This is a genomic window from Nocardioides sp. SYSU D00065, from assembly GCF_017916425.1.
Classification (GTDB): domain Bacteria; phylum Actinomycetota; class Actinomycetes; order Propionibacteriales; family Nocardioidaceae; genus Nocardioides.
Genome location: NZ_JAFMSX010000003.1, coordinates 375,867 through 399,825, shown reverse-complemented (window position 1 = coordinate 399,825; position 23,959 = coordinate 375,867). Strand labels below are relative to the sequence as shown.

Below are 23,959 nucleotides of genomic sequence, written 5' to 3'. Positions count from 1 at the left end.
CCCCCACCCGAGGTCGGTGTCTCCACCCGAGGTCGGTATCTAGGGACGATTTGGACGCAGATCGGGCCCCCGGCCCACCACATCGTCCCTAGATACCCACGGTCGACGCGGGCTCCCCGTCCCGACCGCCCGTGCGGGAGCCGCGGGTCGCGAGCAGCAGCAGGACGACTCCGACGGCCGCGGCGATCAGGGAGGCGAGGAGGATGGCGATCTTCGCCTCGTCGGTCAGCAGGTCCGCGCCGGGGAAGGACAACCCGGCGATGAAGATCGACACGGTGAAGCCGATCCCGCCGACCGCGCCGAGACCCAGCACCATCGGCCACGTCGTGTCCTCGGGCAGGCGGCCCAGCCCGAGGCGTACGGCGAACCAGGACGCCAGCACGATGCCGACCGGCTTGCCGAGCACCAGCCCGAGCACGATGCCGAGGCCGACCGGCTCGGTGAAGACCTCACCGATCGCGCCGAGCTCCACGCCCGCGTTCGCGAGCGCGAAGACCGGCAGGACGACGTACGCGGACACCGGGTGCAAGGTGGCCTGCAGGCGTTCGACGACCGAGACCGACTCCTTGAGCAGGAACCGGAGCCTCGCCAGCTCGTCGGCGTCGAGGTGGCGGTCGTGCAGCGCCCGAGTGGCGTACCGGCGTGCCACCTCCTCGTTGAGCAGCGGCCGGGCCGGGGCGAGCAGCCCGATCGCGACGCCGGCGAGCGTCGCGTGCACCCCCGACTCCAGCAGCGCGAACCACACCCCCAGCCCGAGGACGACGTAGACGACGATCGTCCACACGCGCAGCGCCCGAGCGGCGGCCATCACGGCCAGCAACCCGAGGGCGATCGCCAGCCAGCCGAGCGAGAGGTCGCTGGTGTAGAACACCGCGATCACGACGATGGCGCCGATGTCGTCGACGATCGCCAGCGTCAGCAGGAACAGCCGCGCGGCCGAGGGGATCCGGCGACCCAGGACCCCCAGCACGCCGACCGCGAAGGCGATGTCGGTCGCCATCGGGATGCCCCATCCGCCGCCGCCGTCGCTACCCGGTGGATTGAACGCCAGGTAGATCCCCGCCGGCACGAGCATCCCGCCGATCGCGGCGACGATCGGCAGCGCAGCCGTCTTGGGGTCGCGCAGGTCACCGTTGACCAGCTCGTACTTGATCTCCAGCCCGACGACGAAGAAGAAGATGACCATCAGCGCGTCGTTGACCCAGTGCTGCAGCGACTCGTCGAGGTGCAGCGGCCCGACGTCGAGGGTGAGGTGGGTGTGCCAGAGAGCGTCGTACGACTCCGCCCAGGGGCTGTTGGCCCAGACCAGGGCGGCCGCCGCCGCCAGCAGGAGCAGCAGCGAGCCGGCGGCCTCCACCCGCAGGAACTCGCGTACGGGGCGCGCGACCAGGCGGGCCAGCGGCCGGTTGCTCGCGCTGTAGACCGGGCCGGACTCCCACAGGGCGTCGTCGGCGGTGACGGGTCGAGGGGCGTCGTCGGGGTGTGGCGTCATGCGCGGGCGCATCCTTCCGGGGTGGACGGGGAACTCTCACCGCAGCGTCACGCCACGGGCCGACCAGACTTCCCGGCTCACCTGAGGCCACAGTACAGACGGCCCCGTTGGTAGGGTCGCAGCACCACCCGGCGTACACCGAAGGACCGCACCCCATGTCGCACGCACCGATCCAGGACCCCGATCCGACGCTCGGCAAGCTCGTCATGGACGCGCAGCGAGACATCTCCAGCTTGATCTCCAAGGAGATCCAGCTCGCCAAGAGCGAGCTGAAGGTCAGCGTCAAGCACGGCGGCGTCGGCGCCGGGCTCTTCGCCGCGGCGGCGTTCCTCGCGCTGCTGGCCGTGATCATGTTGTCGGTCGCGATCGCCTACCTGATCCACTGGAACGGCGACGGGCTCGACCTGCACTGGGCGTTCCTGATCGTCTTCGCGCTCTACGTCCTCCTCGCCGGCCTCCTCGCCCTCGTCGGCCTCAAGCAGGTCAAGAAGGTCAAGGCGCCCGAGCGGGCGATCGAGCAGGGCAAGCAGATCCCGCAGGCCCTCAAGGGTCGCGGCTGATCCCAGCCGGGCGACCGCTCAGCGCACGCAGGTGCCGGTGTCGACCGGCGACTCGCTCGTGACGCTTGCCGCCGCCGACTCCGCCACCTGTGCGGCGGTCAACGCGTAGCCGGTGTCCTGGTCGCTGACCGAGGCGGCGAACACCATCCCGGCCACGTCGCCGCCGGAGGTGAGGATCGGGCCGCCGGAGTTGCCCGGGCGGATGAGGGCACGCAGGGAGTAGACCTGACGGATCACCGTCCCCTCGCCGTAGATGTCGGGTGAGCGCAGCCGCTGCTCGGAGCGGATGCGCCCGGACTCCACGTCGTAGGGGCCGTCCTCGGGGTAGCCGAGGACCGCGACCGGGTCGCGCGGCTTGGCCTCGGTGTCGAAGGCCAGGTGGGGCACGCCGACGTCGGGCAGGGCGAGGACGGCGATGTCCAGGTCGGCGTCGTAGAGCACCACGGACGCCACGACCGACGAGCCCGCGACCTCCACCTCGGGCCGGGTGACGCCGGCGACGACGTGGGCGTTGGTCATCAGCCGGCCCGGGGCGTAGAAGAACCCGGTGCCCTCGACACCGCTGCCGCAACCGTTGGCACCGCGCACCTTGACCACGCTGGCCTGGGCGGCGACCACGTCCGGATCGGTGAGCATGCGGGGGTCGCCCGGGTTGACCGCGACGATCCGCTCCGGCGCGAACGGCTCGAGGTAGCGGGGGAAGAACGTCGTGCCCACCACGTTGTTGAAGGTCTGCAGCACCTTGCCGGAGTCGGCCGGCAGCGTCTGGTCGACCCTGGCCAGGACGGCCGACTCGCGCACCAGCGGGGTCACGGCGCCGATGCGGGTGCCGGACACCGCCACGCCGAGCGCCCACGCCACCAGCAGGACGGCGACCGCGCTCAGCGCCGAGCCGCCCACGGCGTCGACGGCCCGCATCGGCTGCCAGGTGATCCGGTCGCGCACCTTGGCGCCGACGAACTGGAGGATCGCCTGACCCAGGGAGGCGGAGATGATGACGATGAACAGCGCGCCCAGGGACACCCACAGCGACGGCGCCGCGTCGCCCAGGGCCAGGGGCGCCGCCCAGATGCCGGCGAGGCCGCCGAGCAGCAGGCCGGCGGTGGCGCAGGCGCCGGTGATGAAGCCCTGCCAGTAGCCGGAGAGGGCATAGATCCCCACGAGTGCGACCAGGCACCAGTCGAGGACGTTCATGCGCTACTCCTCGAGCTCGGTGTTCTGCGGCGGACCCGCCAGGTCGGTGTTCCGGGGCTCACCCTGCAGCATGTGGTCGGGCAGGTCACGCACCCGCGCCCGGTCCCAGTCCTGGGCCCACCCGAGATGGCTGAACAACCGGGCGATGATGCCTGCGGTGAAGCCCCACAGGATCACGTCGCGGTCAGGACCGATGAGGAACCCCGGGCCGGTCCAGCCGCTGGGGTGGCGCACGCTGATCCGGTTGTCCGGGTCGAGGAGGTCGGCGATCGCGACGTGGTGGATCTCGTGCACCTCGTCCGGGCTGACGACGCTCACCTCGCCCCGGTCACGCCAGTAGCCCAGCACCGGCGTCACCGCGAAGTTGCTCGGCGGCAGCCACAGCTCCGGCAGCTGGCCGAACACGTCCACCTGCGCCGGGTCGAGCCCGATCTCCTCGTACGCCTCGCGCAGCGCCGCCTGCTCGGCGGTCTCCCCCTCGTCGATCGAACCGCCCGGGAAGGACACCTGACCGGGGTGGGAGCGCATGTGGTGCGCCCGCTCGGTGAGCAGCAGCTCACCGCGGTGCGCCAGGTCGTCGGGAGTCGCCAGGTCGGCCGCCCGGTCGGCGAAGACCATCAGCACCGCCCCGCGTCGCGGCGAGCTGTCGGGCGGTGGCTTGAACCGGGTGAGCTCGTCGACGGTGATCGTGGAGGCCGACTCGAGGACCGGCGCGAGCCAGCCCGGCAGGGCTCCGGCTGTCACAGGTCGATCCCGAGGTGCTCGGCGACCAGCTCCTCGACCTCGTCGACCGACTCCACCCCGCCGGAGGTCTGGCCGACGACCGCGCCGTCGGCGTCGACGAAGACGAACGCCGGCAGTCCGCGACGGCCGACCGCGAACGCGTCCTCGGCCATCAGCGCGCCGCCGGGGTCGGCGAGGGAGGGGTAGGTCGCGCCCGTCCGCTCGGCCAGCGCGAGGGCACCCTCGGGGTGCACGTCGTTGAAGTCGACACCGAGCACCCGGACCCGGTCGGCGTGCTGCTGGTGGAACTGCTCCAGCGCCGGCATCTCCTCCTCGCACGGCGCGCAGTTGGCCTGCCACAGGTTGATCACGAGGGGACCGCGCAGCGAGGACAGGTCGACGTCCGGTCCCCCGCCGAGGCACGGCAACGTCACGTCGGGCAGACCGTCCGTGACCGGCTCGCCGGAGCCGGGCGCGCAGTCGTCCATGCCGATGCGGGCCTTGACCTCGCGCAACGCCGGCGTGTCGACCTCGACGTCGGGAGGGCGTACGTCGAAGCCGCCGTCGGCGGACGAGCACCCCGCGAGCGCCGCGGACAGGAGCACCGCGACGACCACGCGCCTCACGCCGGCCCCTGCGTCGTGACCAGCTTCTCCGCCTCGACCGGGTCGGTGGGTCCGGCGCCGAAGGACGGGCACAGCCGCGCCACCGGGCAGGCGCCGCACGCGGGCTTCTTGGCGTGGCATCGGCGCCGGCCGTGCCAGATGAGGTGGTGCGACAGCATCGTCCAGTCGCGCCGGGGGAAGAGCGCGCCGACAGCGTGCTCGACCTTCACCGGGTCGGTCTCCTCCGTCCAGCCCAGGCGGCGGGCCAGCCGCCCGAAGTGGGTGTCGACGGTGATGCCGGGCAGCCCGAACGCGTTGCCGAGCACGACGTTGGCCGTCTTGCGGCCGACACCGGGCAGCTTCACGAGGTCGTCGAGACGGGCGGGCACCTGGCCGTCGAAGTCGTCGACGAGCGCCTGGCTCAGCTTGAGCAGCGCGTCGGACTTCTGCCGGAAGAAGCCGAGGGGCCCCAGCAGCTGCTCCATGTGCTCGCGCGGTGCGGCGGCCATGGCCTCGGGCGTCGGGTAGGCCGCGAACAGGGCAGGGCTCGCGGCGTTGACCCGGCGGTCGGTGGTCTGCGCGGAGATCACGGTGACGACCAGGCACTCGAACGCGTTGGCGAAGTCGAGCTCGGCCCTGGCGTCGGGATAGGTCTCGGCGAGGATCCGGTCGATCTTGCGCGCCCGGCGCACCAGCGAGGTGTCGGGCTTGACGGTCTCGGTCGGAGCGGGCACGGGATCAGCCTACGGTCCGCCGCCGACACCGCTCGAACAGACGCCGAGCGCGCCGACTCCTCGCCGGGATGGCCCCTGTGAGCCGGACCACGGCTAGGATCGTGCCCGATCGGCGAGGGCTCGTCGGGACGCACTCACTTGGAGGATTGACGTGGACAACGACGTGCTGCGGCAGGCACCGCTGTTCAGCTCGCTGGACGACGAGGCGGCGACCGCTCTGGGCGGCTCGATGGCCGAGACCACGCTGCGACGAGGCGACGTCCTGTTCCACGAGGGCGACTCCGGCGACAAGCTGTACATCGTGACCGAGGGCAAGGTGAAGCTCGGCCGCTCCTCCTCCGACGGCCGCGAGAACCTCCTCGCGATCATGGGCCCCGGCCAGATGTTCGGCGAGCTGTCGTTGTTCGACCCCGGCCCCCGCTCCGCGACCGTCACCGCGGTCACCGACGCGTCCTTCGCCTCGCTGTCCCACGACGACCTGCTGCGCTGGCTCGAGGGACGCCCGCAGGTCGCCCGCGGCCTGCTCTCCCAGCTCGCCTCGCGGCTGCGCAAGTCCAACGACGTCGTCGCCGACCTCGTCTTCTCCGACGTCCCGGGCCGCGTCGCCAAGGCGCTGCTCGACCTCGCCGACCGCTTCGGCCGGACCGCCGACGACGGCGTCCACGTCCACCATGACCTCACCCAGGAGGAGCTCGCCCAGCTGGTCGGCGCCTCCCGCGAGACGGTCAACAAGGCGCTCGCCGACTTCGCCTCCCGCGGCTGGCTGCGCCTCGAGCCCCGCTCCGTGGTGATCATGGACCTCGAGCGGCTCTCGCGCCGGGCGCGCTGAACATTCCTTCCGCCTGCTGACCCCCGCGGTGACGCCTGCGTGCGTCATGGGTGGTGAAGGGGGTGGCAGATGGCCGACCGGTCCGGGTTCGACGACTTCGTCCGCGCGCGCGGACCAGCCCTCGCGCGCACGGCGTACCTCCTCACCGGTGACCACCACCTCGCCGAGGACCTCGTGCAGGCTGCGCTGGTCGAGGCCGCGCGACGCTGGGAGCGCATCGAGACCTCGCCCGAGGCCTACGTCCGGCGCTCGATGTACCACCAGAACATCTCCTGGTGGCGCCGCCGCAGGCTCGTCGAGTCCCCGCTCGGGGCGTACGACGAGCCGGTGGCGGCGCACGACCCGACGCTGCGGCTGACCCTCGAGCAGGCGCTGCGCCGGCTCACCTCGCGGCAGCGCACGGTGCTGGTGCTGCGCTACTTCGAGGACCTCACCGAGGTCCAGACGGCCGAGGCGCTGGGCATCTCCAGCGGCGCGGTCAAGTCCATGGCGCGGCAGGCGCTCCGGCGGCTGCGCGTCCTCGCCCCCGAGCTCGCCGACCTGGTGGAGGCAGACGCATGACCGCGAGGCTGCGCGAGGAGCTCTCCGCCCTCGCCGAGACACACCCCTTCTCCCCCGACCCGTCCGCGTGGGACCGCGGTCGCCGCGCCCGCCGGCGCGACCACGCGCTGCGCGGGGCTGCCGTGCTGGCCGTCGTCGCCCTCGTCGTCGGACTCGGGACGCTGCTCGCGCCGGACCGCGAGGCGCGCACGGCGTCGACCGACGTGGTCGAGGGCGGCGCGATCCCGAGCCGGATCGTCGACATCGACGGCGGCCTCGAAGCGACCACCGACCTGGCGGTCGGGCGAGCCTCCGCAGCGTTCATCTCGGCGTCTCAGGACGATCCGGTGGTCATCACCGCGATGGACGGGGTGCCGCACCGACTCGCGCTGCCGGGCTGGGGCACCGGCAACCAGGGGCTGTCCCTGTCGCCCGACGGGACCCGCCTGGCCTGGCACGACCAGGACTCGGGTCAGGCCACGATCGCGGTCCTGGAGCTGATGACCGGAGGCATCACCCGCCACCAGGTGCACCCCGACGGCGATCTGGCGCTTCGCGAGCTCTCGTGGTCGCCGGACTCCGTGTGGCTGGCCTGGCTCGGCGACACCGAGGGAGGCGCGTACGTTGGACGGCTGCGCCCCGTGTTCGCCGTGCTGGACGACAACTGGTTCGTGAGGGGGAACGTCCCCGGCGTCGCGGTCCGCAGCGATGCCGGGCTCGTCTTCAGCAGGGCCTCCGGCGGTCTGTTCTCGTTCGACGACCGCGGCAGGCCGGCGCAGCTCAGCGACGCCGATCAGGTGGGCGCCGGGGCCTTCTCCCCGGACGGCGCGATGCTCGCCCTCCGCACCTCGCCCGGCACCGCGTCCCGCACCTTCCGGTGGGCGGGCAGGACGATCGTGGAGCACCCCTTCCCCGATGCGACGTTCGACCGAGGTGCGGTGATACCACTGGGGTGGCTTGACGTGAGGCACCAGCTCCTACAGGTCTGGTCCGACGAGGACTCGCCCGCGGAGCTCGTCGTCGCGACCCCGGAGGTCGGCGAGACGAGCACGTGGCGACGTTCGGTCGGCTCGATCGACGCGAGCATCGCCGGGCGGGTCAGCCTGGCCGTCGACCTGGTCCCTGACCTGGACGGGACGAGCTGGCAGCAGCTGACCCACGACTTCGGCGAGCGGACGGAGGACGAGCGCGACTTCTCGTGGATCATCGGGCTCGGCGTGGCCGCGGCGATCGCCGTACTTCTGGGGCTGCGCCGGCTCTGGCGCCGACTCAGGCCGTAGACGCGCGGACCTCACCCCGCTGCGAGGCGCCGTCCGAGCGTGACCGAACCACGCCGGTCCGACCATTGTCCGCGCGTCTCCGCGGCCCGATGCGAGAAACGGCCCCAGAAACGGCCGCCGGGAGCGGCGTCAGGCGCGCGGGTCGCGCCCGGCGAAGGCCACCAGCCGGTCGTACGGCGTCGCGTCCTCGCCGACCTCGACCGCCGGCCCGAAGGCACCGGACCGGTTCTCGTCGGTGAGGCCCTGCTGGAGGAACGCCAGCCCGCGCTCGGCGACCTCGGGGTCCAGCGGCATGCTGTGGCCGGTCGCGTGCAGGAGGTCCCACGTGTGGACGCCGATCTCGGCGCTCTGCATGTCGGCCATCCCCGCCTCCTCCTGCGGGCGGAGCGACCAGTGCTCGACGAGCCGGTCGGCGTCGGCTTTGAAGTACGCCGCCCACTGGCCCTCGGCGACGTCCGGCACGGCGTCCCAGTCGACCTCCTCGCCGCGGCCCATCAGCAAGAAGTTGCCGGGCGAGGCGACGAGGTGTCCGACGAGGTCGCGCACGCTCCAGTCACCGCAGTGCGTCGGCAGGTCCAGGTCGGCGGCGTCGAGTGTCGTGAGCGCCGCTCGAGCCTGGTCGAGGGCACGGGACAGGACGAGCACGGGGCGCGGGAGTTCACTCATGTCACCACCCCACCGCCCGGCGCCGACAGGCGCAAGTCCCTAGGTGGTGGAGAGGTACGCCATCTGCGCGCGCACCGACAGCTCCGCCGCGCCCCAGAGCACCGGGTCGACGTCGGCGTACACGATCTCCACGACGGCACGCGCGAGGTCGTCGGGCGGCGGGCCCGCCGCCAGGGTCGCCACGGCCGAGCGCACCTGGTCGAGCCGCTGGCGGCGGTGCGCGAGGTAGAAGTCCAGCGCGCCGAGGGCGTCGTCGATCACCGGTCCGTGGCCCGGCCACACGGTCGTGATGCCCTGCTCGCCGCACAGCGCGTGCAGCCGCTGCAGCGAGGACAGGTAGGCGCCGAGCTGGCCGTCGGGGTGCGCCACCACGGTCGTGCCGCGTCCGAGCACCGTGTCGCCGGTCAGCACCGCCCGGTCCTGCGGCACCACGAAGGACAGCGAGTCCGAGGTGTGGCCGGGGGTCGCGACCACGTGCACCTCGAGGCCGCCCACGGCGACGACGTCGCCCTCCACCAGGCCCTCGGAGCCGAGCCGGTAGCGCGGGTCGAGGGCGCGTACGCCGCACCCGTGCCGCTCGGCGTACTCCCGCGCGGCCTCGCTGTGGTCGGCGTGGTGGTGCGTCAGCAGCACCACGGCGACGTCGCCGGCGGCCGCGTCGATCGCGTCGAGGTGGGCGGTGATCGCCGGCCCCGGGTCGACGACGACCGAGCGCGCGGAGTCGGGATCGCGCAGGACCCAGGTGTTGGTGCCGTCGAGGGTCATGACGTCGGCGTTGGGAGCGAGCACGCAGGTGCCGGTGGCACCGAACGAGCCGCCGGACCAGCCTTCGTCGCTCATCGGGCGTCGACCAGGGCGGCGTAGCGGGCGGGGGTGGACAGGATGAAGTCGCCGCCGTCGGCGACGACCTCCGGCATGAACATCTCGACCGTGCGCCCGCCGGCCGCGGCCAGCACGCCGGCGGCACCGGCGTGCTGGGCGACCTCGAGGCAGGTCAGCCACGTCGGCGGCAGCATCGAGATCTCGCCCCGCTCGACCTGGTCCACGGCCTCGGCCGCGGGCAGCCAGGTGACCGAGGACGACTCGGAGGAGACGTCGCGGGTGAGCTGTCCCTCGGGCAGGCGGGCGACGAAGAACCAGGTGCGGTAGCGACGGGGCTCGAAGACCGGGGTCAGCCAGCCCGACCACGCCCCGAGCAGGTCGGTGCGCAGGACGAGCGAGCGCTTCTCGAGGAAGGCGGTCAGTGACAGCTCGCGCGACTCGAGGGCGACCCGGTCAGCCTCCCAGTCGGCCGCCGTCGTGTCCGCGACCACCTCGGCGGGCCCGGGGCCGGCGAGCAGCACCCCGGACTCCTCGAAGGTCTCCCGCACGGCCGCGCACACCAGCGCGCGCGCCTGCGGCTCCTCACAGCCGAGCCGCGCAGCCCACTCGCGCGGCGACGGACCGGCCCACAGCCCGCGGTCGACCAGCTCGTCGTCGAAGTCACGCCGGTCGACACCGCCGCCGGGGAAGACGCACATCCCTCCGGCGAAGGCCATCGAGCCCTGGCGGCGCAGCAGGTACACCTCGGGACCGGTCGGGCCGTCGCGCAGCAGCACGACCGTGGCCGCGTCCCGAGGCTCGGCGGGCGCGGCGCCGCCGTCGGCGTACGCCCGGGCCTGAGCGACCAGCGCCGCGGGGAGCGGCAGGCGCTGCGCACCGGTCACGGACTCAGACCTCGACGATGATCTCGACCTCGACCGGCACGTCCAGCGGCAGGACGGGCACGCCGACCGCGGACCGGGCGTGCTTGCCGGCCTCGCCGAACACCTCGCCCAGCAGCTCGGAGGCGCCGTTGGCGACCTTGGGCTGGCCGGTGAAGTCGCTCGTCGAGGCGACGAAGACGACGACCTTGACGACGCGCTTGACGTCGTCGAGGGAGCCGATCTCGGCCTTGACCGCGGCGAGCGCGTTGAGGGCGCACTGGCGCGCGCACTCGTAGCCCTGCTCCTCGGTGACCTCGCCGCCGACCTTGCCGACCGCGATCATCTCGCCGTCACGCGCGGGCAGCTGCCCGGCGGTGAAGACGAGGTTCCCGGTGCGGGCGGTGGGCTGGTAGGCCGCCACCGGCGGGACCACCTCGGGGACCGTGATGCCGAGCTCGGCGAGCCGCGCCTCGGCGCCCACGTCAGGCACCCTGCGCAGGACGCTTGAGGAACGCCACGAGACCACCCTGGGCGTTGGTGTGGATGGCCACCAGCTCCCAGCCGTCCTGGCCGAAGTTGTTGAGCATGAGCGCTTCGTTGTGGAGCGGAATCGGCGCCACCTGGTATTCCCACTTGGTCATGGCTCGCACCCTACTCGGGTCCGACGCGCACGACCCGACGTCCTCCCGCGGTCTGACGCCACGCCCGCGTCGCGCGGTCTATCGTCCGCCCCATGGACCAGCACCCGTGGCGCCTCGGCCCCGGCGGCCGGCGCTGGCTCGACCGGCTGCTGGTCGCCGGGCTGCTGCTCCTCGCCCTCGCCCACGTGGCAGGCGGACAGCCCGTGCCCGCGCTGTTCACCGTGCTCGAGGTGCTGCCGCTGCTGTGGCGTCGCAGGCACGCCTGGCCCGCCTTCCTGGCCGTCGCGGTCGCCAGTGCAGCCCAGGCTGTCGTGGTCGACGAGCCCATCGCCGGCCAGCTCGCGTTTCCGGTCGCCGTCTACTCCGTCGCCCGCTGGTCGCCGCGCTGGCAGGGCATCTGCGCCCTGCTGGTCGGCTACGCCGGCGCGGTCGTGGCGGCCGTGCGCTGGCTGGTGGGGTTCGGCGCCCTCGACGCGAGCTCGCTGGTCCCCTACCTGGTGACCATCGGCGCCATCGTCACCGCGGCGTGGGCGATCGGCTTCGGCGCGCAGCAGCGGGAGAGGTACGTCGACTCGCTCGTCGCGCGCGCCGAGCAGGCCGAGCGGATGGCCGAGCGCGAGGTCGAGCTGGCCGCCCGCGACGAGCGGTCGAGGATCGCGCGCGAGATGCACGACGTGGTGGCGCACGGCCTCTCGGTGATCGTCATCCAGGCCGACGGGGCGCGCTACGCCGCAGCCAAGGACCCCGACGTCGCGGTCGGCACCCTCGAGACGATCTCGAGCACCGGCCGCGGGGCGCTCACCGAGATGCGGCGGCTGCTGGGGCTGCTCCGCGACGGCGAGACCGGGGTCGCGCCGCAGCCGGGGCTGGACGACGTACGCCACCTCGTCGAGGAGGCCCGCGCCGCGGGGACGCGCGTGGAGGCCGAGCTGCCCGAGGAGCTGCCGGACGTACCGGACGGCGTCGCGCTCGCGGCGTACCGCATCGTGCAGGAGGCACTCACCAACGTCCGCAAGCACGCCGGCCCGTCCGCGGCCGTGCAGGTGCGCGTGAGCGTCGGGCGCGCGGTGGAGGTGGAGGTGCGCGACGACGGACGGGGCGCGGCCGCGCCCTCCGATGGACGCGGCCTGGGTCTGGTCGGGATGCGCGAGCGAGCGGCCGCCCACGGCGGCACCCTCGAGGCGGGGCCCGCCGCGGGCGGCGGGTTCGTGGTGTCTGCGAGGCTGCCGCTGTGAACGAGCCGATCCGCGTCTTCCTCGTCGACGACCAGCAGATGGTGCGCGCCGGCTTCCGGATGCTCGTGGAGAGCCAGGACGACATGGTCGTCGTCGGCGAGGCCGGCGACGGCGGCGAGGCGCTCGAGCGGCTCGCCGTCACCACGGCCGACGTGGTGCTGATGGACGTCCGCATGCCGCGCCTGGACGGCGTCGAGACCACCCGGCGGCTGCTCGCGGCGCCGGCCCCACCGCGGGTGATCGTGCTGACCACCTTCGACCTCGACGAGTACGCCTTCGCCGCGATCCGCGCCGGCGCCTCCGCGTTCCTGCTCAAGGACGCCGCACCGCCCGACCTGCTGGGCGCGATCCGCGCGGTGCAGGCCGGCGACGCGGTGGTCGCGCCGAGCACCACGCGCCGGCTGCTCGACCACTTCGCGGCACTGCCCGACCCCGGCGCCCCCGCGACCGGCGACGACCGGCTGGCTCCGCTGACCGAGCGTGAGATCGAGGTGCTGACGCTCATCGCCCGCGGGCTGAGCAACACCGAGATCGCCGACCGCCTCGTCGTCGCGGAGACCACGGTGAAGACCCACGTCGGGCGGATCCTGGCCAAGACCGGCTCGCGCGACCGCGTACAGCTCGTGGTGCTCGGCTACGAGTCGGGCCTGGTCTCGCCGTAGCGTCGAGTCTCTGGGCCTCGGGGCTACGGGGACAGGGGACCCGGGCCCCGGTGCTCGGGGACCCGGTGGCAATCCCCGGCGAGCCGGGGAAACTGGAGCCTCACCCCCGAAGTTTCGGCCAGTAACCTCGAGTTTCCCCGGCTAGCCGGGGATCGCTGCACGCAGCCCTGCACGCGCCCCGCCCCGCACCCAGCCCCGTCCTCCCCAGGTCGTACGACGGCGCGCGAGGTCGGCCCCCGGACGGACGTCCGGTCCGTGCCCGGGACGGACGATCGGCGGGCCGCGGTGGACGAGCGTTGTCCCCATGACGACGACACTCCAGAACACGGCCACGGCGGCCAGCGCGCGTGGCCTGACCCGCACCTACGGCGAGGGCGAGGGCGCGGTCCACGCGCTGCGCGGCATCGACCTCGACCTCCCGGCCGGCCGGTTCACCGCCATCATGGGCCCGAGCGGCTCGGGCAAGTCCACGCTCATGCACTGCCTCGCGGGCCTCGACGCCGCCACCTCGGGCACTGTCACCGTGGCCGGGCGCGACCTCGCCGGGCTCGACGACACCGCCCTGACGCTCTTCCGCCGCGAGCACATCGGGTTCGTGTTCCAGGCCTTCAACCTGCTCCCGATGCTGACCGCCAGCCAGAACATCCTGCTCCCCCTGGAGCTCGCCGGACGACGGGTCGACCGCGAGCGCTACGACCAGGTCGTCGGCGTGCTCGGCCTCGCCGACCGGCTCGGCCACCTGCCCAGCCAGCTCTCCGGCGGCCAGCAGCAGCGGGTCGCGATCGCCCGCGCGCTGGTCACGCAGCCCGACATCGTCTTCGCCGACGAGCCCACCGGCAACCTCGACAGCGAGGCGAGCGCCGAGGTGCTCGGACACCTGCGGCGCTCCGTGCGCGAGCTCGGCATGACGGTCGTGATGGTGACCCACGAGCTCGACGCGGCGGCGTACGCCGACGACGTGGTCGTGATCCACGACGGCGTCGTCACCGCCCACCTGACCGACCCCGGCCAGGACCGGCTCGTCGCCGCGCTGCGCGGGCGGAGCGCCTGATGCGCGGGGTGCTGCTGGCGTCGCTGCGCCACCACACACGCCGGTACGTCGCCGCGGCGCTCGCGGTGGCGATCGGCGTCGCGTTCGTCGTCGTCACCGGCATGCTGACCGGGGCGACGCGCGCCGGCCTGACCGCCGATGTGGGTGCACCCGTCGCAGCGGTCGACCACGTCGTGACGATCGGCGCCCCGCGCGACGTGGGCCGCCTCGTCGACGCGGCCGCCGAGGACGGGGTGCCCGCGCTGACCCTCGGCTACGCCATGGAGCCGGTCAGCCGCGACGGGGTGCAGCTGGCGGCATCGGCCGACATCGCCGAGGCGTCGCTCGACCCGGCCATGCAGTGGCAGCAGCTCGAGGACGGCCGCTTCCCGACGGCGGCAGGCGAGGCGTTGGCCGACGTCAACGCGGCCAAGAGCACCGGCGTCGCGATCGGCGACGTCGTCCGGGTCGGCGCCGGCGAGGCGGCCGTGGACGTCGAGGTCGTCGGGATGGTCGACAGCCCCGCGGCCTTCGGCGCCTCGCTGTACGTCCCGTGGGAGGTGCTCGAAGGCTTCCGCGACACGTTGTGGATCGAGTCGCTGGCGTGGGGCGGCAGTGAGGAGCTCGCCCGTGAGGTCGCCCCGGACGCGTCCGTCGAGGCCGCCGACGACTGGGTCGCCGCCCGCCAGGCGGAGATCTCCCAGGGCGTCGACGTCCTGGCGGTGATGGCGCTGCTCTTCGTCGCCATTGCGCTCTTCGTCGCCGTGATGGTCATCGCCAACACCTTCGCGATCCTGTTCGCCCAGCGGCTGCGCGACTTCGCCCTGCTCCGCTGCGTCGGCGTCACCCGCCGCCAGCTGCGACGCGCCGTGCGCCTGGAGGCGCTGGCCCTGGGGGTCGTCGCCTCGGTCCTCGGCCTGGTCCTCGGCACCGTGCTGGGCTACGGCCTCGTGGCGCTCGTGGCGCAGTGGTTCGCCGACATGGGCCCGGCGGCGATCGACCCGCTGTGGACGGGCGCGGCCCTCACGGTCGGCGTGCTCGTCACCCTGGTGGCGGCATGGCTGCCGACCCGCTCGGCCACCCGCGTCGCTCCGCTGGCGGCCCTGCGGCCCGACACGGGCGTCGACGTACGCTCCGCGGCCGGTCGCTGGCGGCTCGCCGCGGCGGGCGTCCTCCTCGTCGGCGGCTGCCTGGCCCTCGCCTTCTCCGTGGCCACCGAGGCCCTGCCGGTGATGCTCGTGGGCGGCACGGCGACCTTCGTCGGCGTGCTGCTGCTCGGCCCGCTGCTGGTCCCCGCGCTCATCAGGCTCGGAGGCCGCTTGCTGGGGGCGGGTCCGGTGCGGCGGCTGGCGACCGGCAACGCGGTGCGCAACCCGCGGCGTACGGCGACCACGGCCGCGTCGCTGCTGGTCGGCGTCACGCTGACCACCGCGGTGCTCACCGGCCTGGCCTCCTCGCGCACCGAGCTGGACCGGGAGATGGACCTGTCGCACCCCATCGACGCGACGATCACGGCCGCCGACGACCCGCTCGAGGCCGACCTGGCGGACCGGGTGGCCGGTGTCGAGGGCGTCGCGGACGTCGCGACGCTGGACGGTACGACGGCCCTCATCGGTGAGGTCGAGGTTCCGCTGGCTGGTGTGTCGGCACGTCCGGGCGTGGTGCGAGGGCCCAACGACTTCGCACCCCGCGACGGTGTGGTGTGGCTTCCCTACTCGGTGATCGACGAGCTGCCGGCCGGGCGCGCCGACCGGGTGTGGGAGGACCGCGAGGTGACCGTCACGGTCGCGGGGCGGGAGCGGACGCTCCAGGTGAAGCCGGCGACCGGCTGGGGCCGGGCGGGGCTGGTGTCGACGAGCACGCTCGCCGCGCTGGACGCCGACCCGCAGCCGACGGCGGTGTGGGTGCGCGCGGTCGACGGCGCCGACGCCGAGGACCTGCAAGGCGACCTGGCGGCGCTGGCCGGCGCCTCGGGGGCGGGCCTGGAGAGCGGGTACAGCCAGCGCGCCTGGGTCGACCTGCAGGTCGACATCCTCACCGGCTCGGTCGTCGGCCTGCTGGCGATCGCCATCGTCATCGCGCTGGTCGGCATCGCCAACACGCTGGGCCTCTCGGTCCTCGAGCGGACGCGCGAGAACGCGCTGCTGCGGGCGATGGGCCTGACGCGCACGCAGCTGCGCCGGGCGCTGGCGACCGAGGGCCTGCTGCTCTCGGCGGTCGCGACCGTGATGGGCACGGCGCTGGGGCTGGCGTTCGCCTGGGTCGGCGTGCAGGTCCTGCTCGGGACGGTCGTCGACGACGCGGACCTGACCGTGCCGGTGCTGCAGGTGGCCGGGGTCGCCGTGGTGGCGGCGCTGGCCGGGTTGGCCGCGTGCGTCGTCCCGGCCCGCCGGGCAGCCCGGGTCACGCCCGCGGCGGGGCTGGCGCTCGACTGAGCGACGCGCTGCGCCTGCTCAACCGGCGAGCAGGCGCAGCGTGGTCTCGCGGTTGGGGGAGGTCGTGGCGTCGGTGCCGGCGTGGGCGCCCGCCACCGGGTGCACCATCACCTCGTCGACGCCGTACGTCGCCGCCAGGTCCGCGAGCTGGGCGCGGGCCTGCTCGGCCGAGCCGACCACCCAGCGACCCGCCATGGCGTGGCCGAAGGCGCGCTGGTCGGCGGTCATCTCCGCCGCCTCGGCCTCCTCGACCAGCCGCTGGGGGTGCAGCGGGGCGCCGGTGCGCAGCGCGATCATCTGCTGCACGTTGGGCAGCGCCTGACGGCGCGCCTCCTCCTCGGTCTCGGCCACGACGGCGTTGACGGTGAGGAAGGTGCGCGGCTCGGGGTACTCCGGGGAGGGCTGGTACGACGAGCGGTAGAGCTCGAGCGCGACGCCGGTGCCCTCGCCGGAGAAGTGGTGGGCGAAGACGTAGGGCAGGCCCTTCTCGGCGGCCAGGCGCGCGGAGTAGTCCGAGGACCCGAGCAGCCAGATGTCGGCGACGCTGCGCGCGGACGGCGTGGCGCGCAGCGGCTGGCGGCGCGGGCCGACCTGCAGCTCCACGCCGTCGCTGGTCATCAGCGTGCGGATGTCCTCGACGTAGTCGGGGAACTTGCTCACCGCCTCGTCGGCGGACTCGGCGCTGCCGCCGCGCAGGACGTACCTCGTCAGCGGGTCGGTGCCGGGCGCACGACCGATGCCCAGGTCGATGCGGCCGGGGAAGGCGGCCTCGAGCAGCGCGAACTGCTCGGCCACGACGAGCGGTGCATGGTTCGGCAGCATCACGCCGCCCGAGCCCAGGCGGATGCGCGTGGTCGCCGCGGCGAGCATGGCGATGAGGACCGGCGGGTTGGTGGCCGCGACCGCCGGCATGTTGTGGTGCTCCGCGACCCAGTAGCGGCGATAGCCGAGCTCGTCGGCCACCTGCGCCAGCCGGCGCGAGGCGGCGACGGCGTCACCGGTCGTCTGGTCGCTGCGGACGGGCACGAGGTCGAGCACGGAGAGAGCGGTCACTGTCTGCCCAGCGTCGCCGACGTCACGGTTATTCCGATTGACCTCCCGCGCGCCCGAGGTCCTACCGTCGTGCCGGTGACCAGCAGCACCACTCCCGACACGGGCGCGCCGCGCGAGCGGCTGCTCTCACCGGCCTACGCGACCACGACGATCGGCCTGTTCTCGCTCATCGTCTTCGCCGCCTTCGAGTCGATGGCCGTCACCACCGTGATGCCGACCGTCGCGCGCGGCCTCGACGGCTTCGACCTGTACGCCCTCGCCTTCGCCGCGCCCTTCGCCAGCGGCGTCGTCGGCATGGTCGCCGCCGGCATGTGGACCGACCGCCGGGGTCCGCTCCAGCCGCTGCTGGCCTCGCTGGCCACCTTCTCGCTCGGGCTCCTGGTCTGCGGCACGGCTCCGGCGATGGAGGTCTTCGTCCTCGGTCGCGTCGTGCAGGGCGTCGGCAGCGGCGCGATGATCGTGGTCGCCTACGTGCTCGTCGGCCTGGTCTACCCCGCCCGCCTCCAGGGCGCGGTGTTCGCGTCGTTCGCCGCGGCGTGGGTGCTGCCCGCGCTCTTCGGCCCCGGCGTGGCCGCGTTCGTGGCCCACGCCCTCGGCTGGCGCTGGGTGTTCCTCGGCATCGTGGTGCTGGTCGCGGTCGCGGCGGCGCTCGTCACCGGCACCGCGCGCCGGCAGCCGGTCCCCGAGGACCCGGGCTCGGCCTCCCCGGCCCGCCTCGGCTGGGCGGTCCTGGCCGCCGGCGCCGTGCTGGCGCTCGAGCTCCTCGGCTCCGGCACCGGCCTCACCCTCCTCGCGGCGGCCGGGGCCTTCGTGCTCGTCGTCGTCGGCCTGCGGCCGCTGCTGCCGCCGGGGACGCTCAGCGGGGGCCGCGGACTTCCGTCGGTCATCGCCACCCGCGGCCTGCTGGCCGCCTCGTTCTTCTGCGCCGAGGCCTACATCGTCTACGTCCTGCAGGAGCGCTGGGACCTCACACCCGGCCAGGCCGGCATCGCGCTGACCTGCGTGGGCGTGGTGTGGGCGAGCGCGAGCCAGGTCTCCTCGCGCCTCGGCGAGCGGGTGTCCAACGGGACCGCGCTGCGCTTCGGCACCGCGGTCGTCCTGCTCGGCCTGACCGGCATCGCGGTGCTGGTCTGGCTGCGCTCGGGCGGCACCGCCGTGCCGGCCGCGGCACCGGTGGCGGCGTACGTCCTGGCCAGCGTCGGCATGGGCTTCGCCTACCCCCGCACGGGCGTCGCGATGCTGGCCGCCACGACCGACGAGGACCGCGGCTTCAACTCCTCCGCCCTCACGGTCGCCGACTCGCTGGGCGCCGCCCTCGCCCTGTCGGTGAGCGGCATCGCGTACGCCTCGGCCGAGCGCGCCGATCTCGACCCGTTCCCCGCCGTCTACGCGCTCGCGGTGGCCATCGGGGTCCTCGGCGTGCTGGTGGCAGCGCGCGCGGCGAGGCCCGCCGCCTGATCCTCCCCGCGGGACCAGGCGGCGGACGCTCAGCGACGCCGGAGCGCCGCCTCGACGAGGGCCGGCGGTGCGTAACCCCGGTCCGCCTCGTTGAGCGTCGTGCCGGGCGGGACGATCTCGTCGATCCGGTCCAGCACGTCGGCGGGCAGCAGCACCTTCTCGACACCGAGCTGCGACTCGAGCTGCTCGAGGGTCCGCGGTCCGATGATCGCCGAGGACACCGCCGGGTGGGCGAGCACGAACCCCAGCGCTAGGTGGATCAGCGACAGGCCGGCCTCGTCGGCCAGGTCCTGCAGCTGGTGCACCGCCTCCAGCTTCACCCGGTTCTCCGGGCTCGCCGGGTCGTGGCGTGCCGGCTGGCGGCGCAGCCGGCTGGAGGTGACCTGTGGCTCCTCACCGCGGCGGTAGCGGCCCGAGAGCCACCCGCCCGCCAGCGGGCTCCACGGCAGCACACCGAGGCCGTACCTCTGGGCGGTCGGTAGGATGTCCCGCTCTACCTCGCGCGCCAGGATCGAGTACGGCGGCTGCTCGGTGACCGGCCGCTCACGCTGGCGCCGCTCGGCCACCCACTGCGCCTCGACGACCTGCGAGGGCAGGAAGGTGGAGGTGCCGATGTAGCGCACCTTGCCCTGCCGCACCAGGTCGGTGAGCGCGCCGAGCGTCTCGTCGAGGTCGACCTCGGGTCGCGGCCGGTGCACCTGGTAGAGGTCGATGTGGTCGGTCTGCAGGCGGCGCAGCGAATCCTCCACGGCGCGGACGATCCAGCGGCGCGAGTTGCCGGCCCGGTTGGGGTCCTCGTCGTGCATGGCGCCGTGGAACTTGGTGGCCAGGACGACGTCGTCGCGGCTCCCCGCCCGAGCCTTCAGCGCCTTGCCGACGATCTCCTCCGACTCGCCTCGGGCGTAGACGTCGGCGGTGTCGATGACGTTGATCCCGGCGTCGAGCGCACGGTGGATGATCGCGATCGACTCGTCGTGGTCGGTGTTGCCCCAGGCGCCGAACATCATCGCGCCGAGGGTCAGCGGGCTGACCTGGACGCCGGTGCGGCCGAGAGGGCGGTGGTGCTCGTAGGTCGCGCTCATGCTGTCTCCAACTCGTCGTGCTGGTCGATGGGGGCGTACTGGCTGGCCGGACGCTCGAGGCCGAGGTGGTCGCGCAGGGTGCGGCCGGCGTACTCCGTGCGGAACAGGCCGCGCTCGCGCAGGATCGGCACGACCTCGTCGAGAAACACCTCGATGCCGCCGGGCAGCCAGGGTGGCATCACGTTGAACCCGTCGGCGGCGCCGTGCTCGGCCCACTCCTGGATGGTGTCGGCGATCTGGTCGGGCGTGCCGGTGACGACCCGGTGCCCGCGCGCGCCGGCGAGGCGGTGGCACAGCTGGCGCAGGGTGGGCTGCTCGCGATCGACGATGTCGAGCACGAGCCGGAAGCGGCTGCCCTCGCTGCGCTCGACGTCCTCGTCGATCACCTCGCGGGGGAACGGCGCGTCGAGGTCGCACGACGACAGGTCGACGCCGGTGAGCCGGTGCAGCTGGGCCAGGGAGTACTCCGGCTGCGTGAGGTCGTTGAACTGCTCGTGCAGGTCCTCGGCCTCCTGGGCGGTCGAGCCGATGAACGGGCTGATGCCCGGGAGCACCTTGAGCCCGCGGGGGTCGCGGCCCTGGGCACGCGCCCGGGACTTGATGTCGGCGTAGAACTCCTGCGCGGAGCCGAGGGTCTGGTGCGCGGTGAAGATCGCCTCGGCCCACCGGGCCGCGAACGCCCGGCCGTCCTCCGACGACCCGGCCTGCACGTACACCGGGCGGCCTTGGGGCGAGCGGGGCGCGTTGAGCGGCCCGCGGACGCGGAAGTGGTCACCGACGTGGTCGACGCGGTGGATCTTGGCGGTGTCGGCGAAGATCCCGCTCTCGCGGTCGGCGACGACCGCGTCGTCCTCCCAACTGTCCCAGAGCTTGGTGACCACGTCGAGGTACTCCTCGGCCCGCGCGTAGCGGTCGCGGTGCAGCGGGTGGGCGTCCAGGCCGAAGTTGAGGGCGGCGTCGGCCGCCCCCGTGGTCACGATGTTCCACCCGGCCCGGCCCCCGCTGAGGTGGTCGAGCGAGGCGAACTGGCGCGCCAGGTTGTAGGGCTCGGTGTACGTCGTCGACGCGGTGCCGATCACGCCGATGCGCTCGGTCGCCGCGACGATCGCGGTCATCACGGTGATCGGCTCGAGCCGGAATCGGGCGGCGTACCGGATGTTCTCGGCCAGCGACGGCCCGTCGGCGAAGAAGACCGCGTCGAACTTCGCCGCCTCCGCACGCTGGGCCAGCCCCTGGTAGTAGGAGATGTCGAGGATGCGCTCGGTCTGGCTGTCCGGGTGGCGCCAGGCCGCCTCGTGGTGGCCGTCGGGATAGATGAACAGGTTGAGGTGCAGCGATCGCGTCACGAGGCGGCCCTCTCGTCCAGGCGGGGATCGGCGTGACGGCCCGGCGCGGCGTCGTGGTCGTCCTCGACGCCCAGCTCGGCGAGCAGCAGGGCGCGCAGTCGCGCGAAGGCGGGGTCCGCCTGGGAGCGCCGGGTGCCGAGGTCGATGTGTGCGTCATGGCGCACGACGCCGCCGTCGAGCACGATGACCCGGTCGGCCAGCACGATCGCCTCGTCGACGTCGTGGGTGACCAGCAGCACCGCCGGCTGGTGCACCTCGCAGAGCCGCCGCAGCAGGGTGTGCATGCGGATGCGGGTCAGCGCGTCCAGCGCGCCGAACGGCTCGTCGGCGAGCAGGAGCTGGGGGTCGCGCACCAGCGAGCGGGCCAGGGAGGCCCGCTGCTGCTCGCCGCCGGACAGCTCGTGCGGCCACGCCCGCTCACGGCCGGCCAGGCCGACCTCGGCGAGCGCCTGGGTGCCGCGCTGCGCCGCGTCGTCGGACCGCAGGCCGAGGGTGACGTTGTCGAGGACGCGCTTCCACGGCAGCAGCCGCGAGTCCTGGAACACCACCGACACCTTGTCGGGGACCTCGATGCGACCGGTCCCGGCCACGCCGCGGTCGAGCCCGGCCAGGGCCCGGAGCAGCGTGCTCTTGCCGGAGCCGCTGCGGCCCAGCAGGGCCACGAACTCGCCGGGCGCGATGTCGAGGTCGAGGCCGTTGAGCACGCCGCCCGCCTCGTTGAAGCTGCGGTGCAGGGACCTCACCCGGACCGCGGGGCTCAGCTCGCCAGCGTACGACGCCATGACAGTGCCTTCCTCTCGATGAAGCGGACCGCCGCGTCGGCGGTGACGCCGAGCAGCGCGTAGACGACCAGGCCGACGACGATGATGTCGGTCTGTCCGTAGTTGGACGCGAGCGTGATCATGTGGCCGATCCCGCTCGTCGCGTTGATGACCTCGACGACCACCAGCGCCAGCAGGGACGAGGTCACCGCGAAGCGCATGCCGAGCAGGAAGCCGGGCATCGCACCGGGCAGCACCACGTGGCGGACGAACTCGCCCCGTGTGACGCCGAGCGTCTCGGCGAGCTCGGCGTAGCGGCCCTCGATGGTGCGCAGGCCGTTGTGGGTGTGGATGTAGACGGGCACGAAGACGGCCAGCGCGATCGTGATGATCTTCATCGGCTCGCCGATGCCCAGCCACAGGATCAGCAGCGGGATCAGCGCCAGGGTCGGGATGGAGCGCTTGACCTGGATCGGGCCGTCGATGAGCGACTCGCCGATGCGGGAGAGTCCCGACACGAGCGCCAGCACGGTGCCGACGGCGACGCCGAGACCCAGGCCGAGGGCGGCCCGGACGCCCGAGGTCAGCAGGCTCTCCTGGAGCCGGCCGTTCTCGACGAGCGTGCCGGCGGTCTCCACGACGGTCCACGGCTCGGTGAGCGTCCGCGGGTCGAGCAGCCCGGTGGCCGAGCCGACCACCCAGGCGCCGAGCAGCGCGGCGATGCCGATCAGCCCGCCGAAGCGGATGGGCTCGCCGGGGCCGAGCCGTCGGCGGGTGGGGCGTACGTCCTCGGCCGCCGCGACCGGGCGGGTGGGAGCGGTCAGCGTCGTCACTGCGACCCCTCCACGGCGGCCGCGATGGCCTTCTCGAAGCGTCGGTCGTAGAGCGTCTCGACGTCGAGCGGCTCCTGGTCCTGGGCCTCGACGAGGGTGTCGACGGTCTCCTGGTGCCGGGCGATGAACTCGTCCCAGCTGGTCGGCACGGTGAACTCGCCGAGGGCCTCCACGACGTACTGGGCGTCCTCGGGCGAGAGGCCCTCGTGGTCGACGTAGTACGCCTCCGCGAACTCCTCGGGGTGGTCCGAGATCCACTGCTGCGCCTGCGCCCACAGGCCGACGTACTCCTTGACGGCCGCGGCCTTGTCGGCGTCCTCGAGCACCTCGGTCGGCGCGTACAGGGTCCAGGCGTCGTCGCGCACGCCCGGGGCGATGGTGCTGGCGCCGTCCTGCTCGTACTTGGCGAGGTAGGTCTTCACCAGCGCCTGGCCCAAGGGAGCGACGTCGACCTGGTTGCCGGCCAGCGCGACCGAGAACGCGTCGTCGACGCTCTGCATCTCCACGAGCTCGACGTCGTCCTGGGACAGGCCCGCCTCGCGCAGCACGTTGAGGACGAGCGCCCCCTGCGCCTGGCCGGGGCTGTAGGCGACCTTCTTGCCCTCGATGTCCTCGATGCTCTCCACGTCCACGCCCGGCGCGATGCCGAGCTCGTAGGTCGGGTGCTCCATCGGGTCGACCGTCTCGCGGGCGGCGACGATGCGGACGTCGGTGCCGGTCCAGTGGGCGAACAGCGGCGGGATGTCGGCGACCGAGCCGATGTCGATCGCGTCGGCGCGGAACGCCTCCAGCGTCTTGGGGCCGCCGGTGATGTTGGCCCACTCGACGTCCACGTCGAGCTCGTCGATGAGCCCGGACGTCTCGAGGGCGACCTGGGTGGCGGGGTCACCGACGCGCAGGACGGTGCCGTCCGCGGGCGCGTCGGGCAGGGCGGCGCTCAGCGCCAGCTTGGGGCCGGCCTCGGCTCCGCCGCAGCCGGTGAGAGCCACCAGGCCGACGGTCGTCAGCAGGGCGGCGTGGGTCAGGGGGCGCAAGAGCCCTCGTCGTGCCATCAACATTCTCCTTCATCGGGTGCGACTCAAAGTACAGTGTTTTGGTGTACTTACACCACAATG

General features: G+C 73.5%; 25 protein-coding genes. 9 read left to right on the top strand and 16 right to left on the bottom strand.

What is annotated here, in order from left to right; translation table 11 throughout:
- Positions 1 to 88: 88 nt before the first annotated feature.
- Positions 89 to 1,492 (bottom strand): Na+/H+ antiporter NhaA, encoded by a 1,404-nt coding sequence (gene nhaA / locus J3P41_RS15360; protein WP_210651219.1) that lies wholly within the window; start codon positions 1,490 to 1,492, stop codon positions 89 to 91.
- Positions 1,493 to 1,647: 155 nt separating this feature from the next.
- On the opposite strand from nhaA, the gene J3P41_RS15355 reads away from it, so the two are divergent.
- A complete protein-coding gene (locus J3P41_RS15355) occupies positions 1,648 to 2,052 on the top strand; it encodes a phage holin family protein (protein ID WP_210651218.1) in 405 nt (134 codons plus the stop codon).
- A gap of 18 nt (positions 2,053 to 2,070) precedes the next feature.
- Here J3P41_RS15355 and J3P41_RS15350 read toward each other — a convergent pair whose 3' ends face one another.
- The 4 genes from J3P41_RS15350 to nth are packed head-to-tail and all read right to left on the bottom strand — an operon-like array spanning position 2,071 to position 5,308.
- Entirely contained in the window at positions 2,071 to 3,246 is a 1,176-nt protein-coding gene (locus tag J3P41_RS15350) for a MarP family serine protease (protein ID WP_210651217.1), read from the bottom strand.
- Positions 3,247 to 3,249: 3 nt separating this feature from the next.
- A complete protein-coding gene (locus J3P41_RS15345; protein WP_210651216.1) occupies positions 3,250 to 3,990 on the bottom strand; it encodes a CoA pyrophosphatase in 741 nt (246 codons plus the stop codon).
- Entirely contained in the window at positions 3,987 to 4,595 is a 609-nt protein-coding gene (locus J3P41_RS15340) for a TlpA disulfide reductase family protein (protein WP_210651215.1), read from the bottom strand. Before J3P41_RS15340 ends, J3P41_RS15345 begins: the two co-directional genes overlap by 4 nt.
- Positions 4,592 to 5,308, bottom strand: coding sequence for an endonuclease III (gene nth / locus J3P41_RS15335; protein WP_307862022.1), 717 nt, complete (start codon positions 5,306 to 5,308; stop codon positions 4,592 to 4,594). The genes J3P41_RS15340 and nth overlap by 4 nt, the downstream gene beginning before the upstream one ends.
- A 151-nt stretch (positions 5,309 to 5,459) precedes the next feature.
- Between nth and J3P41_RS15330 the strand changes: the two genes are divergently transcribed.
- From J3P41_RS15330 to J3P41_RS15320, 3 genes are all read left to right on the top strand, one after another.
- Positions 5,460 to 6,137: a Crp/Fnr family transcriptional regulator gene (locus tag J3P41_RS15330; RefSeq protein ID WP_210651214.1), complete on the top strand. Its 678-nt coding sequence runs from the start codon at positions 5,460 to 5,462 to the stop codon at positions 6,135 to 6,137.
- A 69-nt stretch (positions 6,138 to 6,206) separates the two neighbouring features.
- On the top strand, positions 6,207 to 6,698 hold the full coding sequence (locus J3P41_RS15325) for a SigE family RNA polymerase sigma factor (RefSeq protein ID WP_210651213.1): 492 nt from the start codon (positions 6,207 to 6,209) through the stop codon (positions 6,696 to 6,698).
- On the top strand, positions 6,695 to 7,957 hold the full coding sequence (locus J3P41_RS15320; RefSeq protein WP_210651212.1) for a hypothetical protein: 1,263 nt from the start codon (positions 6,695 to 6,697) through the stop codon (positions 7,955 to 7,957). Before J3P41_RS15325 ends, J3P41_RS15320 begins: the two co-directional genes overlap by 4 nt.
- A gap of 129 nt (positions 7,958 to 8,086) precedes the next feature.
- Here J3P41_RS15320 and J3P41_RS15315 read toward each other — a convergent pair whose 3' ends face one another.
- From J3P41_RS15315 to J3P41_RS15295, 5 genes are read right to left on the bottom strand one after another with little or no spacing between them, the layout of a single operon-like run.
- Positions 8,087 to 8,623: a TIGR03086 family metal-binding protein gene (locus J3P41_RS15315; protein ID WP_210651211.1), complete on the bottom strand. Its 537-nt coding sequence runs from the start codon at positions 8,621 to 8,623 to the stop codon at positions 8,087 to 8,089.
- Positions 8,624 to 8,662: 39 nt separating this feature from the next.
- On the bottom strand, positions 8,663 to 9,463 hold the full coding sequence (locus J3P41_RS15310; RefSeq protein WP_210651210.1) for an MBL fold metallo-hydrolase: 801 nt from the start codon (positions 9,461 to 9,463) through the stop codon (positions 8,663 to 8,665).
- The gene (locus J3P41_RS15305; protein ID WP_210651209.1) at positions 9,460 to 10,329 is read right to left on the bottom strand and encodes an NUDIX hydrolase; all 870 of its coding nucleotides are present in this window, start codon (positions 10,327 to 10,329) and stop codon (positions 9,460 to 9,462) included. Before J3P41_RS15305 ends, J3P41_RS15310 begins: the two co-directional genes overlap by 4 nt.
- A gap of 4 nt (positions 10,330 to 10,333) precedes the next feature.
- The gene (locus J3P41_RS15300) at positions 10,334 to 10,798 is read right to left on the bottom strand and encodes a RidA family protein (RefSeq protein WP_307862021.1); all 465 of its coding nucleotides are present in this window, start codon (positions 10,796 to 10,798) and stop codon (positions 10,334 to 10,336) included.
- Positions 10,791 to 10,949, bottom strand: coding sequence for a hypothetical protein (locus J3P41_RS15295; protein WP_210651208.1), 159 nt, complete (start codon positions 10,947 to 10,949; stop codon positions 10,791 to 10,793). Before J3P41_RS15295 ends, J3P41_RS15300 begins: the two co-directional genes overlap by 8 nt.
- Positions 10,950 to 11,041: 92 nt before the next feature.
- Between J3P41_RS15295 and J3P41_RS19345 the strand changes: the two genes are divergently transcribed.
- The 4 genes from J3P41_RS19345 to J3P41_RS15275 all read left to right on the top strand — a co-directional run bounded on the left by J3P41_RS19345 (position 11,042) and on the right by J3P41_RS15275 (position 16,311).
- Positions 11,042 to 12,184 (top strand): sensor histidine kinase, encoded by a 1,143-nt coding sequence (locus J3P41_RS19345; protein WP_210651207.1) that lies wholly within the window; start codon positions 11,042 to 11,044, stop codon positions 12,182 to 12,184.
- The gene (locus J3P41_RS15285) at positions 12,181 to 12,846 is read left to right on the top strand and encodes a response regulator transcription factor (protein WP_210651206.1); all 666 of its coding nucleotides are present in this window, start codon (positions 12,181 to 12,183) and stop codon (positions 12,844 to 12,846) included. Before J3P41_RS19345 ends, J3P41_RS15285 begins: the two co-directional genes overlap by 4 nt.
- Before the next feature lie 304 nt (positions 12,847 to 13,150).
- Positions 13,151 to 13,897 (top strand): ABC transporter ATP-binding protein, encoded by a 747-nt coding sequence (locus J3P41_RS15280; protein ID WP_210651205.1) that lies wholly within the window; start codon positions 13,151 to 13,153, stop codon positions 13,895 to 13,897.
- The gene (locus tag J3P41_RS15275; protein ID WP_210651204.1) at positions 13,897 to 16,311 is read left to right on the top strand and encodes an ABC transporter permease; all 2,415 of its coding nucleotides are present in this window, start codon (positions 13,897 to 13,899) and stop codon (positions 16,309 to 16,311) included. Before J3P41_RS15280 ends, J3P41_RS15275 begins: the two co-directional genes overlap by 1 nt.
- Before the next feature lie 18 nt (positions 16,312 to 16,329).
- On the opposite strand, the gene J3P41_RS15270 is transcribed toward J3P41_RS15275, so the two are convergent.
- Positions 16,330 to 17,364 (bottom strand): LLM class flavin-dependent oxidoreductase, encoded by a 1,035-nt coding sequence (locus tag J3P41_RS15270; protein ID WP_210651203.1) that lies wholly within the window; start codon positions 17,362 to 17,364, stop codon positions 16,330 to 16,332.
- Between the two features lie 75 nt (positions 17,365 to 17,439).
- Between J3P41_RS15270 and J3P41_RS15265 the strand changes: the two genes are divergently transcribed.
- The gene (locus tag J3P41_RS15265) at positions 17,440 to 18,822 is read left to right on the top strand and encodes an MFS transporter (protein ID WP_210651202.1); all 1,383 of its coding nucleotides are present in this window, start codon (positions 17,440 to 17,442) and stop codon (positions 18,820 to 18,822) included.
- Positions 18,823 to 18,851: 29 nt separating this feature from the next.
- On the opposite strand, the gene J3P41_RS15260 is transcribed toward J3P41_RS15265, so the two are convergent.
- The 5 genes from J3P41_RS15260 to J3P41_RS15240 are packed head-to-tail and all read right to left on the bottom strand — an operon-like array spanning position 18,852 to position 23,896.
- On the bottom strand, positions 18,852 to 19,904 hold the full coding sequence (locus tag J3P41_RS15260) for an aldo/keto reductase (RefSeq protein ID WP_210651201.1): 1,053 nt from the start codon (positions 19,902 to 19,904) through the stop codon (positions 18,852 to 18,854).
- A complete protein-coding gene (locus tag J3P41_RS15255; RefSeq protein WP_210651200.1) occupies positions 19,901 to 21,250 on the bottom strand; it encodes an LLM class flavin-dependent oxidoreductase in 1,350 nt (449 codons plus the stop codon). Before J3P41_RS15255 ends, J3P41_RS15260 begins: the two co-directional genes overlap by 4 nt.
- Positions 21,247 to 22,032 carry an ABC transporter ATP-binding protein gene (locus J3P41_RS15250; RefSeq protein WP_210651199.1) on the bottom strand — a complete coding sequence of 262 codons (786 nt, stop codon included), beginning with the start codon at positions 22,030 to 22,032 and terminating at the stop codon, positions 21,247 to 21,249. The genes J3P41_RS15255 and J3P41_RS15250 overlap by 4 nt, the downstream gene beginning before the upstream one ends.
- Entirely contained in the window at positions 22,008 to 22,844 is an 837-nt protein-coding gene (locus J3P41_RS15245) for an ABC transporter permease (RefSeq protein WP_210651198.1), read from the bottom strand. Before J3P41_RS15245 ends, J3P41_RS15250 begins: the two co-directional genes overlap by 25 nt.
- A complete protein-coding gene (locus J3P41_RS15240; RefSeq protein ID WP_210651197.1) occupies positions 22,841 to 23,896 on the bottom strand; it encodes an ABC transporter substrate-binding protein in 1,056 nt (351 codons plus the stop codon). The genes J3P41_RS15245 and J3P41_RS15240 overlap by 4 nt, the downstream gene beginning before the upstream one ends.
- Positions 23,897 to 23,959 lie beyond the last annotated feature (63 nt).

Bases quoted from the DNA above. Each gene is read 5' to 3' on its own strand.
- nhaA (WP_210651219.1), bottom strand. From the start codon at position 1,492: ATGACGCCACACCCCGACGACGCCCCTCGACCCGTCACCGCCGACGAC.
- J3P41_RS15355 (WP_210651218.1), top strand. From the start codon at position 1,648: ATGTCGCACGCACCGATCCAGGACCCCGATCCGACGCTCGGCAAGCTC.
- J3P41_RS15350 (WP_210651217.1), bottom strand. From the start codon at position 3,246: ATGAACGTCCTCGACTGGTGCCTGGTCGCACTCGTGGGGATCTATGCC.
- J3P41_RS15325 (WP_210651213.1), top strand. From the start codon at position 6,207: ATGGCCGACCGGTCCGGGTTCGACGACTTCGTCCGCGCGCGCGGACCA.
- J3P41_RS15320 (WP_210651212.1), top strand. From the start codon at position 6,695: ATGACCGCGAGGCTGCGCGAGGAGCTCTCCGCCCTCGCCGAGACACAC.
- J3P41_RS15315 (WP_210651211.1), bottom strand. From the start codon at position 8,623: ATGAGTGAACTCCCGCGCCCCGTGCTCGTCCTGTCCCGTGCCCTCGAC.
- J3P41_RS15310 (WP_210651210.1), bottom strand. From the start codon at position 9,463: ATGAGCGACGAAGGCTGGTCCGGCGGCTCGTTCGGTGCCACCGGCACC.
- J3P41_RS15295 (WP_210651208.1), bottom strand. From the start codon at position 10,949: ATGACCAAGTGGGAATACCAGGTGGCGCCGATTCCGCTCCACAACGAA.
- J3P41_RS19345 (WP_210651207.1), top strand. From the start codon at position 11,042: ATGGACCAGCACCCGTGGCGCCTCGGCCCCGGCGGCCGGCGCTGGCTC.
- J3P41_RS15280 (WP_210651205.1), top strand. From the start codon at position 13,151: ATGACGACGACACTCCAGAACACGGCCACGGCGGCCAGCGCGCGTGGC.
- J3P41_RS15275 (WP_210651204.1), top strand. From the start codon at position 13,897: ATGCGCGGGGTGCTGCTGGCGTCGCTGCGCCACCACACACGCCGGTAC.
- J3P41_RS15260 (WP_210651201.1), bottom strand. From the start codon at position 19,904: ATGAGCGCGACCTACGAGCACCACCGCCCTCTCGGCCGCACCGGCGTC.
- J3P41_RS15250 (WP_210651199.1), bottom strand. From the start codon at position 22,032: ATGGCGTCGTACGCTGGCGAGCTGAGCCCCGCGGTCCGGGTGAGGTCC.
- J3P41_RS15240 (WP_210651197.1), bottom strand. From the start codon at position 23,896: ATGGCACGACGAGGGCTCTTGCGCCCCCTGACCCACGCCGCCCTGCTG.